The following is a 16,111-nucleotide window of genomic DNA, read 5'->3' on the forward strand; positions in this document are numbered from 1 at the left end:
GGGATGCCCGGAGGCCCGCCTTGCCGTGGAGCCGGGCCGCGGTGCCGCGCCGTGCCCTGCCGTCGCGCCGTCCCGGCGCCGGGAGGTTGCGGCGGACGCCACTGCGGTCGGCTCGGTGGAGTGGTTCCCGTCCGAGGCGGTGCGTCCGTACAGTGGTTGACGTGCCAAGGATTCGAGCGGCCTCCGTGGCCGAGCACCGGTCGATGCAGCGAGCCGCCCTGCTGGACGCGGCGCGGTCCCTGTTGTCCGAGGGCGGGACGGAGGCGCTGACCTTCCCGGCCTTGGCCGAGCGCACGGGGCTCGCGCGTTCCTCCGTGTACGAGTACTTCCGGTCCAGGGCGGCCGTCGTCGAGGAACTGTGCGAGGTCGACTTCCCCGTCTGGGCGGCCGAGGTCTCGGCCGCGATGGCCGCCGCGGACGGCCCCGAGGGGACGGTCGAGGCGTATGTGCGCCGGCAGCTGGCCCTGGTCGGGGACCGGCGGCACCGGGCCGTGGTCGCCATCTCCGCCAGCGAACTGGACGCGGGTGCCCGGGACAAGATCCGGGCCGCGCACGGCGGTCTGGTCACGATGATCGGCGAGGCGCTCGCCGAGATGGGGCACGCCGAGCCGCGGCTGGCCGCCATGCTCCTGCAGGGCGTCGTCGACGCCGCGGTGCGACGCATCGAACTGGGCGCCGCCGAGGACCCCTCCGCGATCACTGAGGCGGCCGTGGCGATGGCCCTCCGAGGCGTTCGAGGCTGACCCCGCCGCCGGCACGCGCCACCCCGTCTCGCGGTCTGTGGCGCGGGCCGCTCAGCTCTTGACCTGCGACGCGGGCTTCCCGCTTGGCCCGTGGCGCGGGCCCTCGGTCTCTGGTCCGCGGCGCGTGCCTCGTGCCTCTCGGCCTTCGGCCGCGGCGCGTGCCGCTCGGTCTCTGGCCCGTGAGGCCGGGTTCTCCGCGCACGGCTGGTGTCCGCGGGCCTTCGCTTTTCGGTGCGTGGACAGGCTCTGCTCGGCATCTGGCTGGTCAAGGCCGTGAGTCGCCGGCGTCGAGCGGCAGCAGGCGGGACGGGCCCGTGTTCAGGAGCCAGGGCGGGAGCAGGGACAGCGGGTCCAGGTAGGCCGTGCCTCTGAGCAGGCCCCAGTGCAGACAGGCCGTCGGCCCGCAGTGCGCGTCCGCCGCCTCCAACGTGCCGACGACCTCGCCCGCGAGGACCTCGTCGCCCTTGCGCACGGACGCCCGTACCGGACCGTACGTCGTCCGCAGCGGGGGCGCCCCCGTGCCCGACAGCTCCACGGAGACGATCCCGCGGCCCGCTACCCGGCCCGCGAAGGACACCCGGCCGGGTGCGACGGCCCGCACCGGGGCGTCCGGGACGGCTGCCAGGTCGACACCGCGATGCCCCCGTGAGTAGGCCGTCGCCGGTGGTTCCCAGCCCCGTACGACGAACGGCCGGACACCGACGGGCCAGGCGCGGGCGACCGTCGGGACGGAAGGGTCGGCCGCCGGCGGGGAGACCGGGGCCGAGAGCGCCGGGGGCGGGGGCGCGGGGCCGGACCCATGAGCCAGCGCCAACGGGGTCGGGGCGCCCAGGGTGGTCGCCGTCAGGGTCAGCAGGAGTACCAGCCACGTACGCACACATCGGTTCACTCGCATGCGGGAACCGTCCCGCATCGAGCGGATCTTGGCCGGGATCTGTGGAGTACCGGCCGGTTGTGGACAGCGGCGTCACCTGCCCCCTCTCCGGTCCCGTACACTTCTGATGGCGATTCGGGTCACCGAGTCGACTTCGCACGCCCCGGCACCTGGTCATCACAGACCGGTGTCAGCGCCTCTCGGTCCTTTGCGGCAAGGCGCAGCGCGGGCGTCAGGTGCGTGAGCCGTCCGGCACACGCGGTACAACCGAGAAACCGAGGAGAACGGCCATGGCCGTCGTCACGATGCGGGAGCTGCTGGAAAGCGGCGTCCACTTCGGTCACCAGACCCGTCGTTGGAACCCGAAGATGAAGCGGTTCATCTTCACGGAGCGCAACGGCATCTACATCATCGACCTGCTCCAGTCGCTGTCGTACATCGACCGCGCCTACGAGTTCGTCAAGGAGACCGTCGCCCACGGCGGCACGGTCATGTTCGTCGGCACGAAGAAGCAGGCGCAGGAGGCCATCGCCGAGCAGGCCACCCGCGTCGGCATGCCCTACGTGAACCAGCGCTGGCTGGGCGGCATGCTCACCAACTTCTCCACCGTCTACAAGCGTCTGCAGCGCCTCAAGGAGCTTGAGCAGATCGACTTCGAGGACGTCGCGGCCTCGGGTCTCACCAAGAAGGAGCTTCTCGTGCTCTCGCGCGAGAAGGCCAAGCTGGAGAAGACTCTCGGTGGTATCCGCGAGATGCAGAAGGTGCCCAGCGCCGTCTGGATCGTGGACACCAAGAAGGAGCACATCGCGGTCGGCGAGGCCCGGAAGCTCAACATCCCGGTCGTCGCCATCCTCGACACCAACTGTGACCCCGACGAGGTCGACTACAAGATCCCGGGCAACGACGACGCGATCCGCTCCGTCACCCTGCTCACCCGCGTGATCGCCGACGCCGTCGCCGAGGGCCTCATCTCCCGCTCGGGCGCCGGTAAGGCCGCGGGTGACAAGGCCGCGGGCGAGCCGCTCGCCGCGTGGGAGCGCGACCTGCTCGAGGGCGAGAAGAAGGCCGACGACGCCGAGGTCCAGACCTCCGCCGAGACGGAGAAGGTCGCCGACGCCGAGCAGGCCGAGGCCCCCGCCGAGGCTGAGGCCGTCGAGGCCCCCGCCGCCGAGGCCGAGGTTGCCGCCGAGGCGCCCGCCGCCGAGGCCCCCGCCGCGGACGCCGAGCAGGCCTGACCCCTCACCCCTTCGGGTTTGTGAACGGCGGGGGCCCACAAAGCCCCCGCCGTTCGTCCCGTAGATCTTCAGACTTCGAGAGAGATTCCAGGAATCATGGCGAACTACACCGCCGCCGACGTCAAGAAGCTCCGTGAGCTCACCGGCGCCGGCATGATGGACTGCAAGAAGGCGCTCGACGAGGCCGACGGCAACGTCGACAAGGCCGTCGAGGCGCTGCGGATCAAGGGCCAGAAGGGCGTCGCCAAGCGCGAGGGCCGCTCCGCCGAGAACGGCGCCGTGGTCTCCATCATCGCTGACGACAACACCTCCGGTGTCCTGGTCGAGCTGAAGTGCGAGACGGACTTCGTCGCCAAGGGCGAGAAGTTCCAGGCCGTCGCCAACGACATCGCCCAGCACGTCGTCAAGACGTCGCCGGCCGACATCGAGGCGCTCCTCGGCTCCGAGATCGAGCCCGGCAAGACGGTTCAGGCGTTCGTCGACGAGGCCAACGCCAACCTGGGCGAGAAGATCGTCCTGGACCGCTTCACCCAGTTCTCCGGCGCCTTCGTGTCCGCGTACATGCACCGCACCATGCCCGACCTGCCCCCGCAGATCGGTGTTCTGGTCGAGCTGGACAAGGCCGACGCCGACCTCGCCAAGGGCATCGCGCAGCACATCGCCGCCTTCGCGCCGAAGTACCTCTCCCGTGAGGACGTCCCGGCCGAGGTCGTCGAGACCGAGCGCCGCGTCGCCGAGGAGACCACCCGCGCCGAGGGCAAGCCCGAGGCCGCCCTCCCGAAGATCGTCGAGGGTCGCGTCAACGGCTTCTTCAAGGAGGCCACCCTCCTCGGTCAGCCGTACGCGCTCGACAACAAGAAGTCCGTCCAGAAGGTTCTGGACGAGGCCGGTGCCACCCTGAAGCGCTTCTCGCGCATCAAGGTCGGCATCTGAGTCCGTACCGCGATCGACGCGCGACCCCTATAGGGTCGACAGCAGTCGTCCGCGTGCGCCGGCACCCACGCGTGTGTGCCGGACGACAGCAGATCTGACGAGGAGGCCATTGCCGAGCATGGGATGCGAACAACACCCCACCGGCAATGGCCTTCTTCGTATGTGCACCATGAGGAGATCTCCATGACCACCACCCAGGCCGACAAGGGCGAGAAGAGCGACGACGGCAAAGGCGCGGGACGCTTTCTGCTGAAGCTTTCCGGCGAGGCGTTCGCCGGTGGCGGCGGACTGGGCGTCGACCCCGACGTGGTGCACAAGATCGCCCGCGAGATCGCGGCCGTCGTGCGCGACGGTGCCCAGATCGCCGTCGTCATCGGCGGCGGCAACTTCTTCCGCGGGGCCGAACTCCAGCAGCGCGGTATGGACCGGGCGCGCTCCGACTACATGGGCATGCTCGGCACGGTCATGAACTGCCTCGCCCTCCAGGACTTCCTGGAGAAGGAGGGCATCGACAGCCGCGTCCAGACCGCCATCACCATGGGCCAGGTCGCGGAGCCGTACATCCCGCTGCGCGGCGTACGGCACCTGGAGAAGGGCCGTGTGGTCATCTTCGGCGCCGGTATGGGCATGCCGTACTTCTCCACCGACACCACCGCCGCCCAGCGGGCCCTGGAGATCGACGCCGAGGCGCTCCTCATGGGCAAGAACGGTGTGGACGGTGTCTACGACTCCGACCCGAAGACCAACCCCGAGGCCGTCAAGTTCGACTCGCTCAGCTACGGCGAGGTCATCACCCGGGACCTCAAGGTCGCCGACATGACCGCCATCACGCTGTGCCGGGACAACAAGCTGCCGATCCTGGTCTTCGAGCTCCTGGCGGAGGGCAATATCGCGCGGGCGGTCAAGGGTGAGAAGATCGGCACACTCGTGGGCGACCAGAGCGGCCGAGCCTGACAGGGAATGCCGCGGACCGGGTACGACCTCCGGTCCAGGACGGACCCCGACCGGGGGATGGACAATGTCCTGCCGGTCCGGAACCGTGCAGGAACAAGACGCGACGCAGCCGGCCGCCGAACCCCGACGAGGAAACAGCTGCCGGGCCTACTCAAGACACGCAGGAGCAAGTGGTGATCGAAGAGACCCTCCTCGAGGCCGAGGAGAAGATGGAGAAGGCCGTCGTGGTCGCCAAGGAGGACTTCGCCGCGATCCGCACCGGCCGTGCGCACCCGGCGATGTTCAACAAGATCGTGGCTGACTACTACGGCGCGCTGACGCCGATCAACCAGCTGGCCTCGTTCTCCGTTCCGGAGCCGCGCATGGCCGTGGTGACCCCGTTCGACAAGAGCGCGCTGCGCAACATCGAGCAGGCGATCCGGGACTCCGACCTGGGCGTCAACCCCAGCAACGACGGCAACATCATCCGGGTGACGTTCCCCGAGCTCACGGAAGAGCGTCGCAAGGACTACATCAAGGTCGCGCGGACCAAGGGCGAGGACGCCAAGGTCTCGATCCGCGCCGTGCGCCGCAAGGCCAAGGACGCTCTCGACAAGCTCGTCAAGGACAAGGAGTCCGGCGAGGACGAGGTCCGCCGCGCGGAGAAGGAACTCGACGACACCACGGCGAAGTACGTCGCCCAGGTGGACGAGCTCCTGAAGCACAAAGAGGCGGAGCTGCTCGAGGTCTGATGAACGACTCTTCCTGGGGGGCGCCGCCACAAGCCGGGTACTGGGGGCCGTCCGAGCAGGGGCCTGTCCAGGGGGCAGCCCCGGCGGGTCCCACGTACGATGCGCATGACGCGCAGCACACTCGGCCCATGCCCACCGTGCCCGATGTACCCGCACATGGCGGAGACCAGGATGACGACAGGGGGGTCGCTCGGCCGAGCGGCCCCTCCGCCCGCAACGACACACCGCTGACGGCGCCCTACGGGGACCCGTCGCACAACGCGCAGAGCCCGCAGGAGCCCATGCCCAGCACCGTCCCCGAGCCCGCCCCCGCACCTCAGAAGAAGAGTGCGGGACGCGACCTGGGCGCGGCCATAGGAGTGGGCGTCGGGCTGGGCGCGGTGATCGTCGCGTCGTTGTTCGTCGTCAAGGCCGTCTTCGTCGGTGTCATAGCGGTCGCCGTGGTGGTGGGGCTCTGGGAGCTCACCTCACGGCTGGAGGAGCGCAAGGGCATCAAGGCGCCTCTCGTGCCGCTCGCGCTCGGCGGGGCCGCCATGGTCGTCTCCGGGTACGTGCGCGGTGCCGAGGGCGCCTGGGTGGCCATGGCGCTCACCGCACTGGCCGTCCTGGTCTGGCGGATGACGGAACCGCCCGAGGGCTACCTCAAGGACGTCACGGCGGGGGTCTTCGCGGCCTTCTACGTGCCGTTCCTGGCGACCTTCGTGGCCATGATGCTCACGGCCGACGACGGCCCGCGCCGCGTGCTGACCTTCCTGCTCCTGACAGTCGTCAGCGACACGGGCGCGTACGCCGTCGGCTGGCGCTTCGGCAAGCACAAGCTGGCGCCGCGGATCAGCCCCGGAAAGACCCGCGAGGGTCTGATCGGAGCGGTCAGCTTCGCGATGGTGGCGGGTGCGCTGTGCATGCAGTTCCTGATCGACGACGGCACCTGGTGGCAGGGTCTGATCCTCGGCCTCGCGGTCGCGGCCAGCGCCACGCTCGGTGACCTCGGCGAGTCCATGATCAAGCGGGACCTCGGCATCAAGGACATGGGCACCTTGCTGCCGGGCCACGGCGGCATCATGGACCGGCTGGACTCGCTGCTCCCGACGGCTCCGGTCGTCTGGCTGCTGCTCGTGCTCTTCGTCGGCTCCGGCTGATCGTTTTTCCGCACACACCTACGGCGCACACGCGTGCGACGTTCGCACGTGCGGGGTACACGCCTGCGACGTAAGCACCTACGGCGCGCGCATCCACGACACCACCCCTTCCGGTCATCCGATCACCTCACCGTGATCCCCGTGACCGGGAGGGGTGGTGTCGTATGCGTGGGGCCGGCCGTCCCGCCATTCCACCCAGCGCGGATCGTCCAGGAGCTCTCCCGCGTCCGGGAGACCCGCGCGGCGCAGGAACTCGACCACGTCGGCGTCGCTGTGGGCGACGCCGACGCTCCGGCCGCGGATCGTCACGCGACGGCCGCCGGTCCCGGCCGGGCGGCCGACGACGATGGGCGCGGTGGGTACGTCGTCGGTCCGCGCCTGTTCGTGGTGTTCGTGGTTCGGCTGCGCGTGTTCGTGGTTCACGGGACACCCGGATCCGTGTCGGAGCGGCAGTACGGGCATGCCGTGACGCCGTCTTCGGTGATGGTGTCGTCGGTGCGGCGCAGTTGCCGGAGCGGCCAGGCGCGGACGCTGCGCAGGTGCTCCAGACGGGACACTTTTTCGTACACGTATTCGATTCTAGGGCTTGGCGTGACTTCTCGGCGGCACCCTGCCCGTGTGCCCCCTCGTCCTGACCCGAACCTCGCGGAGAGCGATCACCGCCGCGCCATGGGCGGGAGACGCAGGTCACATTCGGTCGTGTCACATCGTGCGGAGCTGTTCCGTCCATGAGGTGTAGCCACGAACAACGACACAGGAGCGCCTCATGGAAGCCCGGTTGAACCTCTTCGCCAGCGCGGTCGCGGCCCAGTTCACGAAGCACATCGTCGCCGCGGGCAGGTCGCTCGCGGACTCGACCCTGCCGGCCGCGACACAGGAACTGGTGAAGCTGCGCGCCAGCCAGATCAACGGCTGCGGTTTCTGCACCGACATGCACACCAAGGACGCCACCGCCGCGGGCGAGACCTCGGTACGCCTCAACCTGGTCGCGGCCTGGCGGGAGGCGACGGTGTTCACCGACGCCGAGCGCGCCGCCCTGGAGCTGACGGAGCAGGGCACGCGCATCGCCGACGCGGCGGGCGGTGTCACGGACGAGTGCTGGGCGAACGCCGCCAAGTACTACGACGAGGAGCAGCTCGCCGCCCTGGTGTGCTGCATCTCGATCATCAACGCCTTCAACCGAGGCAACGTCATCGTCCAGCAGCCCGCAGGCGGCTACCGGCCCGGCCAGTTCGCGTAACGGGGGTGCCTTGGCCGGGCCTGCCGGGTCCGGCCAAGGCCCGGCGCGGGGCCCGGCGAGATCGTCCCGGGCCCGCGCACGCGTAGTCGATCAGCAGCTTCCGGTAGGAGATGTTCGCGAGCTCCGGCACGGTCGCACAGGGCGAAGGGCAGTTCGTAGTGGCCGCAGGCCCGGGGCGGCCGGGCCATGGCGGCCAGTGGCTCCGGCGCGGGGCTCCGCTCGGACACCGCGTCGATGGCGTGAAACCAGGGCGCAGTGCGCCATCACGCGGGCGAGACCGACTCCCGCCGCCACTGACCGGTTCGGCATCGCCAGAGAACATCCACGGCCAAAGGCGCTGCGGGCCCTTCCGCTCGCCCGGCGGCCGTGTATCGCCCGGGGTGGATCGAGCTGCCTGGGCGGTGATCGCGACCCCGAGCCCCCTGGGCCGTCCCTGGGCCGTGCGAGGCCGGCCAAGGCTGACGGACAGTGCCCGCGGGTGACCGCCCCCACCCCGTTCTGGCCTGGGCCGGTGGAGTTGATCTGCGACACTGGTACAGCCATGCCTAAGCCCGGAGAACTCACCTTTGTCGCGCCGCGCGGAGCCAAGAAGCCGCCGCGGCACCTTGCCGATCTCACGCCCGCCGAGCGCAAAGAGGCGGTTGCCGCGATCGGTGAGAAGCCGTTTCGTGCCAAGCAGCTCTCGCAGCACTACTTCGCCCGGTACGCGCACGACCCCGCCGAGTGGACGGACATCCCGGCCGCCTCGCGCGGCAAGCTCCAGGAGGCGCTGCTTCCCGAGCTGATGTCGGTCGTACGTCATCTGTCGACCGACCAGGACACCACCCGCAAGACCCTGTGGCGGCTCTTCGACGGCACGCTCGTCGAGTCCGTCCTGATGCGCTACCCGGACCGGGTGACCATGTGCATCAGCTCGCAGGCGGGCTGCGGGATGAACTGCCCGTTCTGCGCCACCGGACAGGCCGGCCTCGACCGGAACCTGTCGACCGCCGAGATCGTGCACCAGATCGTCGACGGTATGCGGGCGCTCCGCGACGGCGAGATCCCCGGTGGTCCGGCGCGGCTGAGCAACATCGTCTTCATGGGGATGGGCGAGCCGCTCGCCAACTACAAGCGGGTGGTCGGGGCGATCCGGGCCCTCACCGACCCCGAGCCGGACGGGCTCGGGCTCTCGCAGCGCGGTATCACCGTGTCGACGGTCGGGCTGGTCCCCGCCATCAACCGGTTCTCCGACGAGGGCTTCAAATGCCGGCTCGCGATCTCCCTGCACGCCCCCGACGACGAGCTGCGCGACACCCTCGTCCCCGTGAACACGCGGTGGAAGGTGCGCGAGGTGCTGGACGCCGGCTGGGAGTACGCGGCCAGGTCCGGTCGGCGCCTGTCCATCGAGTACGCCCTGATCCGGGACATCAACGATCAGGCGTGGCGTGGTGACCGGCTCGGGCGGATGCTCAAGGGCAAGCCCGTGCACGTCAACCTCATCCCGCTGAACCCGACCCCGGGTTCGAAGTGGACCGCCTCGCGGCCCGAGGACGAGAAGGCGTTCGTCGAGGCCATCGCGGCCCATGGCGTGCCGGTCACCGTCCGGGACACCCGTGGCCAGGAGATCGACGGAGCGTGTGGTCAGCTCGCCGCGACCGAGCGGTAGTCTGAGCCGAGTCAGTCCATCTCATAGTCCGACATCTTCATATTCCGACAGGGGAGCGCCACAGCGCTGAGAGTGCGGGACAGACCGCAGACCCTCTGAACCTTGCCCAGGTCATTCTGGGTAGGAAGTTCGGTCCTTACTCAAGCTGTTGCGCCCTGCCCGGGAACCGTCAGAGGTCCCGGGCGGGGCCGCGTCTCTTCCTGGTCACCCAGGAGGAATCCAGTGATCATCACCAGCAGCAGGCGGTTCGCGGCCCTGGCCGTCGGGCTCGGCCTCGTCGCGCTGCCCGCGCTGTCCGCGTGCGGCTCGTCCGACGCCGCCGGCTCGGGCGATTCGAAGACGATCACGCTCGTCAGCCACGACTCGTGGCTCGTGTCGAAGAGCGTGCTCAAGGACTTCGAGAAGCAGTCCGGCTACAAGGTCCGTGTCCTCAAGGACGGCGACGCCGGGCAGGCCGTCAACAAGGCGATCCTGACCAAGGACAACCCGCAGGGCGACGTCTTCTTCGGCGTCGACAACACCCTGCTCTCCCGCGCGCTCGACAACGGGCTGTTCCAGCCGTACGTGGCCAAGGGCGCGGACCTGGTCCTGCCCGAGTACCGGACCGACCAGGACAAGCACCGGGTCACGCCCATCGACACGGGCGACATCTGCGTCAACTACGACAAGGCCTACTTCAGCGAGCACAAGCTGGCGCCGCCGCAGTCCTTCGACGACCTGGTCAAGCCCGCGTACAAGAACCTCCTCGTCACCGAGAACGCCGCCACGTCCTCGCCCGGCCTCGGCTTCCTGCTCGGTTCGGCCGCGCACTACGGCGACGACAACTGGCAGGGCTACTGGAAGAAGCTCAAGGCCAACGGCGTGAAGGTCGTGGACGGCTGGGAGCAGGCGTACAACGACGAGTTCTCGGGGTCCGCCGGCGGCAAGAAGGCCAAGGCCGACCGGCCGCTGGTCGTCTCGTACGCCTCCTCGCCGCCCGCCGAGGTCATCTACGCCGACCCGAAGCCCACCACCGCCCCGACCGGGGTCGCGGCCGGCACCTGCTTCCGGCAGGTCGAGTACGCGGGTCTGCTCAGCCACGCCAAGAACGCCAAGGGCGGCAAGGCGTTCCTGGACTTCCTGCTCACCAAGGAGTTCCAGGAGGACATGCCGCTCAACATGTTCGTCTACCCGGTGCGTGAGGGCGCGCGGGTGCCGGCGGAGTTCACGCGGTTCGGTCCGCAGGCCGGGGATCCCGAGATCCTGGCGCCCGCGAAGATCGCCGCCGACCGCGACCAGTGGGTCAAGTCGTGGACCTCACTCGTACTGAAGTAGCCGACGGGGCCGACGCGGCCGAGGGAGTCGGCGAAGCCGCCGGAGCTCCGGCGGCTTCGCGGAAGGCGCGCGGGCAGGGCGCGACACGGTTCGGGCTGATGGTCCTGCCCGTCGCGTTCTTCGCGGTCTTCTTCGCCTACCCTGTCGCCGCGATCGTCTCGCGCGGCCTCCACGGGGACGGCGGCTGGCGACTGGGCCGGATCTGGGACGTGGCGACCCGGCCGGACATCCGGCACGTGCTGTGGTTCACCACCTGGCAGGCGCTCGCCTCGACGGCCCTCACGCTGCTGATCGCGCTCCCCGGCGCGTATGTCTTCGCGCGCTTCGAGTTCAGGGGCAAGCAGATCCTCCGGGCCGTGGTCACGGTGCCCTTCGTGCTGCCGACCGTGGTCGTCGGCACGGCGTTCCTCGCGCTGCTCGGCCGGGGCGGCCTGCTCGACGAGCTGTGGGGCGTACGACTGGACACCACCGTGTGGGCGATCCTGATCGCGCATGTCTTCTTCAACTACGCGGTCGTCGTACGGACCGTCGGCGGGCTCTGGTCGCAGCTCGACCCGCGCCAGGAGGAGGCCGCGCGCATGCTCGGCGCCTCCCGCTTCGCGGCGTGGCGCAGGGTGACGCTGCCCGCGCTCGGGCCGGCCGTGGCCGCCGCCGCCCTCATGGTCTTCCTCTTCACCTTCACCTCGTTCGGTGTGGTGCAGATCCTCGGCGGCCCCACCTTCTCGACCCTCGAAGTCGAGATCTACCGGCAGACCTCCGAGATCTTCGACCTCGAGACGGCGGCGGTGCTCACGATCGTCCAGTTCGTGGCGGTGGGCGCGATCCTCGTCGTGCACGCGGCGACCGTACGCCGACGGGAGACCGCCCTGCGCCTGGTGGCCCCGGAGACGACCGCGCGCCGGCCGCGCGGTACCGGGCAGTGGGCGCTCCTCGCGGGCGTGCTGGCGAGCATCGTGGTCCTCCTGGTGCTGCCGCTCGCGGTCCTCGTCCAGCGGTCACTCGGCGCACCGGGATTCGGCTACTACCGGGCGCTGGCCGACGACGACGGAGGTGTCTTCCTCGTCGCCCCGATCGAGGCGGTCGGCAACTCGCTGGAGTACGCGCTCGCCGCCACCGCCATCGCCGTGCTGATCGGCGGTCTGGCCGCCGCGGCCCTCACCCGGCGCGCCGGCCGTCTCATGCGGGGTTTCGACGCGCTGCTCATGCTGCCGCTCGGCGTCTCCGCGGTGACGGTGGGTTTCGGGTTCCTGATCGCCCTGGACGAGCCGCCGCTGGATCTGCGCGCGAGCTGGATCCTGGTGCCGCTGGCGCAGGCGCTGGTGGGTGTCCCCTTCGTCGTACGGACGATGCTGCCCGTGCTGCGGGCGGTGGACGGGCGGCTGCGGGAGGCCGCGGCCGTGCTCGGGGCGTCCCCGTGGCGGGTGTGGCGCGAGGTGGATCTGCCGATGGTGCGGCGGGCGCTGCTGATCGCGGCCGGGTTCGCCTTCGCCGTCTCCCTCGGGGAGTTCGGGGCGACCGTCTTCATCGCACGGCCCGACAACCCGACGCTGCCGGTCGCCGTGGCCCGGCTGCTCGGGCGCGCGGGCGATCTCAACTACGGCCAGGCCATGGCCCTTTCGACGATCCTGATGGTGGTGTGCGCGGTGGCGCTGCTGCTGTTGGAGCGGGTACGGACCGACCGGACCGGGGAGTTCTAGATGCTGCTGAGCCTGCAGGGCGCGACCGTACGCTTCGGCGGGCGGCCCGTGCTCGACGCCGTCGACCTCGATGTCGCCGAGCACGAGATCGTGTGCGTGCTCGGGCCGAGCGGCAGCGGCAAGTCCACGCTGCTGCGGACCGTGGCGGGACTCCAGCCGCTGGACGCGGGCCGAGTGGTGCTGGACGGACAGGACCAGGCGGGTGTTCCCGCGCACAAGCGGGGCGTCGGCCTGATGTTCCAGGACCATCAGCTCTTCCCGCAGCGGGACGTGGGCGGCAACGTGGCCTTCGGGCTGCGGATGCACGGCACGTCGAAGAGCGGACAGGCGGCCCGGGTGGGGGAGTTGCTGGATCTCGTCGGTCTGCCCGGTGCCCGGGACCGCGCCGTCGCCTCGCTCTCCGGCGGCGAGCAGCAGCGTGTGGCACTGGCCCGCGCCCTCGCGCCGCGCCCCCGGCTGCTGATGCTCGACGAACCGCTCGGCCAGCTCGACCGCTCGCTGCGCGAACGGCTGGTCGTCGAACTCCGCCACCTCTTCGGCGAGTTGGGTACGACGGTGCTCGCCGTCACCCACGACCAGGGCGAGGCCTTCGCGCTCGCGGACCGGGTCGTGGTGATGCGCGACGGGCGGATCGCCCAGTCCGGTACGCCACTTGAGGTCTGGCAGCGTCCCGCGGACGCCTTCGTGGCCCGTTTCCTCGGCTTCGACAACGTGGTCGAGGCGACGGTGAGCGCGACCGCCGCCGACACCCCGTGGGGCAAGGTCCCGGTGCCCGAGGGCGCCGCCCAGGGGCCCGGTACGCTCCTCGTACGGCCCGCCGGCGTACGGCTCGTGGCCGCGGCGGACGGGCTGCGCTGCACGGTCGCCGCACGCACCTTCCGGGGCACACACGTCGCCGTACAGCTTCAGCCGGAGGGCGCGCCCCGACTGGAGGCGGCGTGCGCGCTGCGGGACGCTCCGGAGCCCGGGGACGTGGTCGGGGTGGAGTTCGACGCCGCCGAGATCGTCGTGCTCGGGGAGTCGTCCGCCGCCTGAGGGGCCGGAGAGTCACGCCGGTTCGCCAAGGTGTCCGAACGGCCGTGTGGCCCGCCTCCTCAACGGGGGCGGGCCACACGGTCGTACAGGATGCGCGTCAGCGTCAGCTGGCCTTCGAGGCGCCGCGGCGGCGCATGCCGAAGAAGACCGCTCCGCCACCGACGATGACGAACGCGGCGGCGACGCCGGCGATCATCGGGGTGTTGGAGTTCGCACCGGTCTCGGCGAGGTTGGACTCACCGGCGGCCGCGGACGGCTGGTTGTCGCCCGGGGTGGCCGGGGCGGCGCTGCTCTCGGAGTCCGACGGGGTCGCCGAGTCCGAGGGGGTGTCCGAGGCGGAGGGGGTCGCCGAGTCCGAGGGGGTCGCCGACGCGGGCGGCGTCGGGGTCTCCTCGGTCTTGCAGGGGGTGGCCGGTGCGGTCAGGCGGTCGTTGCCGTCCTTGTCCGTGGCGTCCCCGATTTCCTTGCTGCCGGCCTTGACGTGGATGCGGTAGACGGCGTTCGGCTTCCAGTCCTCGGCGAAGGTGATGGTGACGCCTTCGCTCGACCCCTTGACCGTCTGCTCGCCGATCTTCTGCACGTCGGCGCCGTTGTTCTCGAGGAACAAGGAGACGGTGGCCTCGGTCTTGGAGCCGTCAAAGTCGGTGACGGTGATGATGCCCTTGGTGCCGTCGCACTTGGCTTCGGCGTTCTTGAACTCACTGATATTGCAGGCGAGTGCGTTACCGGCGACGCCGAGCGCGAGCGCGGCAGAGGCGGAGGCAACGCCGAGGATTCGCACGGTACGTGCGGTGCGGCGGGATATAGACACGATTGCCCTTCACAGGTTGCGCAACTGCGGGGGGTGTTGGGGGATTTGCTGTGAATCATTCCAGCAACAGCTCCCCCAGGAGTTTCAAAGGTTTATAAGCGCAGCCTAAGGGCTGTCAATGCATATGCCCCGCCTCGGTGTTGGCTTTGCCGAGTTGTTAACCTCCGAAGTGTTTGAGTGCCTCCGGAGCGTCATCGATCCGGTCGACGAGCGCGATCCGTGACTCCATGGCCCGTTCGCAGGCCAGCGACTTGAGCAGTGCCCAGGCGGGGTATTTGTCGGTCCAGTGCGTACGGTCGACCAGGACCATGGGGGTGGGCTCGCCCCTGGACTCGTAGTAGTTGGGGGTCGCGTTGTCGAAGATCTCCTGTACGGTCCCGGCGGCGCCCGGCAGGAAGACGACACCCGCGTTCGAGCGGGCCAACAGCCCGTCTTCGCGGGTCGCGTTGGCAAAGTACTTGGCGATGTGCGCGGCGAAGGCGTTCGGCGGCTCGTGGCCGTAGAACCAGGTGGGGATGCCGACCGAGGGGCCACCCGACGGCCATCGCTCCCGCACCTCGAACGCCGCGCGCGCCCAGTCGGTGACGGAGGGGGTGAACGACGGGACGGTGGCCAGGATCCGCAGCGCCTCGTCGAGCATGCCGTCGTCGAAGGGGGCCGCGTACGCGCCGAGGTTCGCCGCCTCCATGGCGCCGGGGCCACCGCCGGTGGCGACCATGAGGCCGGAGCGGGCGAGCGTGCGGCCGAGCCGCGCGGCACCCGCGTACGCCTCCGTGCCGCGCGCCATCGCGTGGCCGCCCATCACGCCGACCACCCGTTCGCCGACGAGGAGTTCGTCGAGGGCGTCCGAGACGGAGTCGTCGTGGACCGCGCGCACCATCGACGCGAATATGTCGCCGTCCGCCTTGGTCCGCTGGAACCAGGCGTACGCGCGGGCGTCGGGCGTCGCCTCGTACCCCGCGTCGAGCGAGGCGAAGAGCTCGTCGGGGGAGTAGGGATGACCCCGGTAGGGGTCGAGGGGGAGGCCCGGCACGGGCGGGAAGACGAGGGCGCCCGAGGTCCGGACCCGCTCGGCCGCCTCCGGCTCCATCGGGCAGCCGAGGAAGACGGCGCCCGCGGTGTCCACGGCGAGCAGATCCCGCGTACGGCCCGTCAGATCGACGGCCTGGACACGGAACCCGGCGAGCGAGCCGCCCGTCGAGACGACTTCGTCGAACTCGGCGAGGGATTCGATCTCACGGTCATGGGATGAGTGAAGGGGTGTCGGCTGCACGCGGCCATGCTAGGGGCTGCCCTCCGCCGCCCACCCGGGTCCTGACATCCGGCACCACGACTCGCGCCCGGGTGCGTGGCGGCCGTTCGGCGACGCACGCCGGTTTTACGGTGCCCGGCATTACGACCCGCACCCCGGGCGCGGGTCGGTCGGCGCGGCGGCTCGCGCTCGGGTCCGCCGTCCGGCGCGGTGATTCGTGCCGGGTCTGCCGCGCCCGGCACCGGCGGGCCGGCCTGGCCCGGCTCTGCTGTGCGTGGCGCAGGGGTTCGTCCTGTTGTCGTGTCAGCCGGGGGTGTCCGGGGTCTGGGTGATGGTCTGCCAGACGACGCACCCGGCGGCGAGGGCGCGGCCGGGCGTCGCCGGAGACGCCGCGGGGGGGGGGGGGGGGGGGGGGGGGGGGAGGGGGGGGGAGGGAGGGGGGGGGGGGGGGGGGGGGGGGGCACATGGGTGAGCAGGGCGCGCAGCAGGGCCGTGACAGAGGTGT

Annotated in this window: 16 protein-coding genes; 11 read left to right on the forward strand and 5 right to left on the reverse strand. The window is 70.5% G+C overall.

Going from position 1 to position 16,111, the window contains the following annotated elements; all coding sequences use genetic code 11:
- The first annotated feature begins 185 nt into the window (after positions 1-185).
- Positions 186-743, forward strand: coding sequence for a TetR/AcrR family transcriptional regulator (locus ACZ6KY_RS29425; protein ID WP_469313368.1), 558 nt, complete (start codon positions 186-188; stop codon positions 741-743).
- Positions 744-1,008: 265 nt separating this feature from the next.
- Here ACZ6KY_RS29425 and ACZ6KY_RS29430 read toward each other — a convergent pair whose 3' ends face one another.
- Positions 1,009-1,638 carry a murein hydrolase activator EnvC family protein gene (locus tag ACZ6KY_RS29430; RefSeq protein ID WP_469313298.1) on the reverse strand — a complete coding sequence of 210 codons (630 nt, stop codon included), beginning with the start codon at positions 1,636-1,638 and terminating at the stop codon, positions 1,009-1,011.
- A gap of 269 nt (positions 1,639-1,907) precedes the next feature.
- On the opposite strand from ACZ6KY_RS29430, the gene rpsB reads away from it, so the two are divergent.
- The 5 genes from rpsB to ACZ6KY_RS29455 all read left to right on the forward strand — a co-directional run bounded on the left by rpsB (position 1,908) and on the right by ACZ6KY_RS29455 (position 6,609).
- Positions 1,908-2,852 carry a 30S ribosomal protein S2 gene (gene rpsB, locus ACZ6KY_RS29435; RefSeq protein ID WP_328447629.1) on the forward strand — a complete coding sequence of 315 codons (945 nt, stop codon included), beginning with the start codon at positions 1,908-1,910 and terminating at the stop codon, positions 2,850-2,852.
- A 96-nt stretch (positions 2,853-2,948) separates the two neighbouring features.
- Complete coding sequence (gene tsf / locus ACZ6KY_RS29440) at positions 2,949-3,785, forward strand: translation elongation factor Ts (RefSeq protein WP_469313299.1); 837 nt, start codon at positions 2,949-2,951, stop codon at positions 3,783-3,785.
- 183 nt (positions 3,786-3,968) lie between these two features.
- Positions 3,969-4,739, forward strand: a complete 771-nt coding sequence (gene pyrH, locus ACZ6KY_RS29445; protein ID WP_355842288.1) for a UMP kinase — start codon at positions 3,969-3,971, stop codon at positions 4,737-4,739.
- A gap of 173 nt (positions 4,740-4,912) precedes the next feature.
- Positions 4,913-5,470 (forward strand): ribosome recycling factor, encoded by a 558-nt coding sequence (gene frr, locus ACZ6KY_RS29450; protein ID WP_037625129.1) that lies wholly within the window; start codon positions 4,913-4,915, stop codon positions 5,468-5,470.
- Positions 5,470-6,609, forward strand: coding sequence for a phosphatidate cytidylyltransferase (locus ACZ6KY_RS29455; RefSeq protein ID WP_469313300.1), 1,140 nt, complete (start codon positions 5,470-5,472; stop codon positions 6,607-6,609). The genes frr and ACZ6KY_RS29455 overlap by 1 nt, the downstream gene beginning before the upstream one ends.
- 114 nt (positions 6,610-6,723) lie before the next feature.
- Here ACZ6KY_RS29455 and ACZ6KY_RS29460 read toward each other — a convergent pair whose 3' ends face one another.
- Both ACZ6KY_RS29460 and ACZ6KY_RS29465 read right to left on the reverse strand, forming a co-directional pair.
- Positions 6,724-6,957, reverse strand: a complete 234-nt coding sequence (locus ACZ6KY_RS29460) for a hypothetical protein (RefSeq protein WP_469313369.1) — start codon at positions 6,955-6,957, stop codon at positions 6,724-6,726.
- A 71-nt stretch (positions 6,958-7,028) separates the two neighbouring features.
- Positions 7,029-7,178, reverse strand: a complete 150-nt coding sequence (locus ACZ6KY_RS29465) for a hypothetical protein (RefSeq protein WP_469313301.1) — start codon at positions 7,176-7,178, stop codon at positions 7,029-7,031.
- 197 nt (positions 7,179-7,375) lie between these two features.
- On the opposite strand from ACZ6KY_RS29465, the gene ACZ6KY_RS29470 reads away from it, so the two are divergent.
- The 5 genes from ACZ6KY_RS29470 to ACZ6KY_RS29490 all read left to right on the forward strand — a co-directional run bounded on the left by ACZ6KY_RS29470 (position 7,376) and on the right by ACZ6KY_RS29490 (position 13,543).
- Positions 7,376-7,849: a carboxymuconolactone decarboxylase family protein gene (locus ACZ6KY_RS29470; protein ID WP_469313302.1), complete on the forward strand. Its 474-nt coding sequence runs from the start codon at positions 7,376-7,378 to the stop codon at positions 7,847-7,849.
- Between the two features lie 541 nt (positions 7,850-8,390).
- Complete coding sequence (rlmN, locus tag ACZ6KY_RS29475; RefSeq protein ID WP_469313303.1) at positions 8,391-9,497, forward strand: dual-specificity RNA methyltransferase RlmN; 1,107 nt, start codon at positions 8,391-8,393, stop codon at positions 9,495-9,497.
- Positions 9,498-9,722: 225 nt separating this feature from the next.
- Complete coding sequence (locus ACZ6KY_RS29480; RefSeq protein ID WP_469313370.1) at positions 9,723-10,811, forward strand: thiamine ABC transporter substrate-binding protein; 1,089 nt, start codon at positions 9,723-9,725, stop codon at positions 10,809-10,811.
- A 98-nt stretch (positions 10,812-10,909) separates the two neighbouring features.
- The gene (locus ACZ6KY_RS29485; RefSeq protein ID WP_469313304.1) at positions 10,910-12,508 is read left to right on the forward strand and encodes an ABC transporter permease; all 1,599 of its coding nucleotides are present in this window, start codon (positions 10,910-10,912) and stop codon (positions 12,506-12,508) included.
- Entirely contained in the window at positions 12,509-13,543 is a 1,035-nt protein-coding gene (locus ACZ6KY_RS29490; RefSeq protein WP_469313305.1) for an ABC transporter ATP-binding protein, read from the forward strand. It abuts the gene before it with no gap.
- A gap of 103 nt (positions 13,544-13,646) precedes the next feature.
- Here the strand turns inward: ACZ6KY_RS29490 and ACZ6KY_RS29495 are convergent, their stop codons facing one another.
- Both ACZ6KY_RS29495 and ACZ6KY_RS29500 read right to left on the reverse strand, forming a co-directional pair.
- Positions 13,647-14,354: an LAETG motif-containing sortase-dependent surface protein gene (locus ACZ6KY_RS29495; protein WP_469313306.1), complete on the reverse strand. Its 708-nt coding sequence runs from the start codon at positions 14,352-14,354 to the stop codon at positions 13,647-13,649.
- Between the two features lie 157 nt (positions 14,355-14,511).
- On the reverse strand, positions 14,512-15,627 hold the full coding sequence (locus ACZ6KY_RS29500; RefSeq protein ID WP_469313307.1) for an LOG family protein: 1,116 nt from the start codon (positions 15,625-15,627) through the stop codon (positions 14,512-14,514).
- Positions 15,628-16,111 lie beyond the last annotated feature (484 nt).

The organism is Streptomyces sp. NPDC042002, from assembly GCF_055588305.1.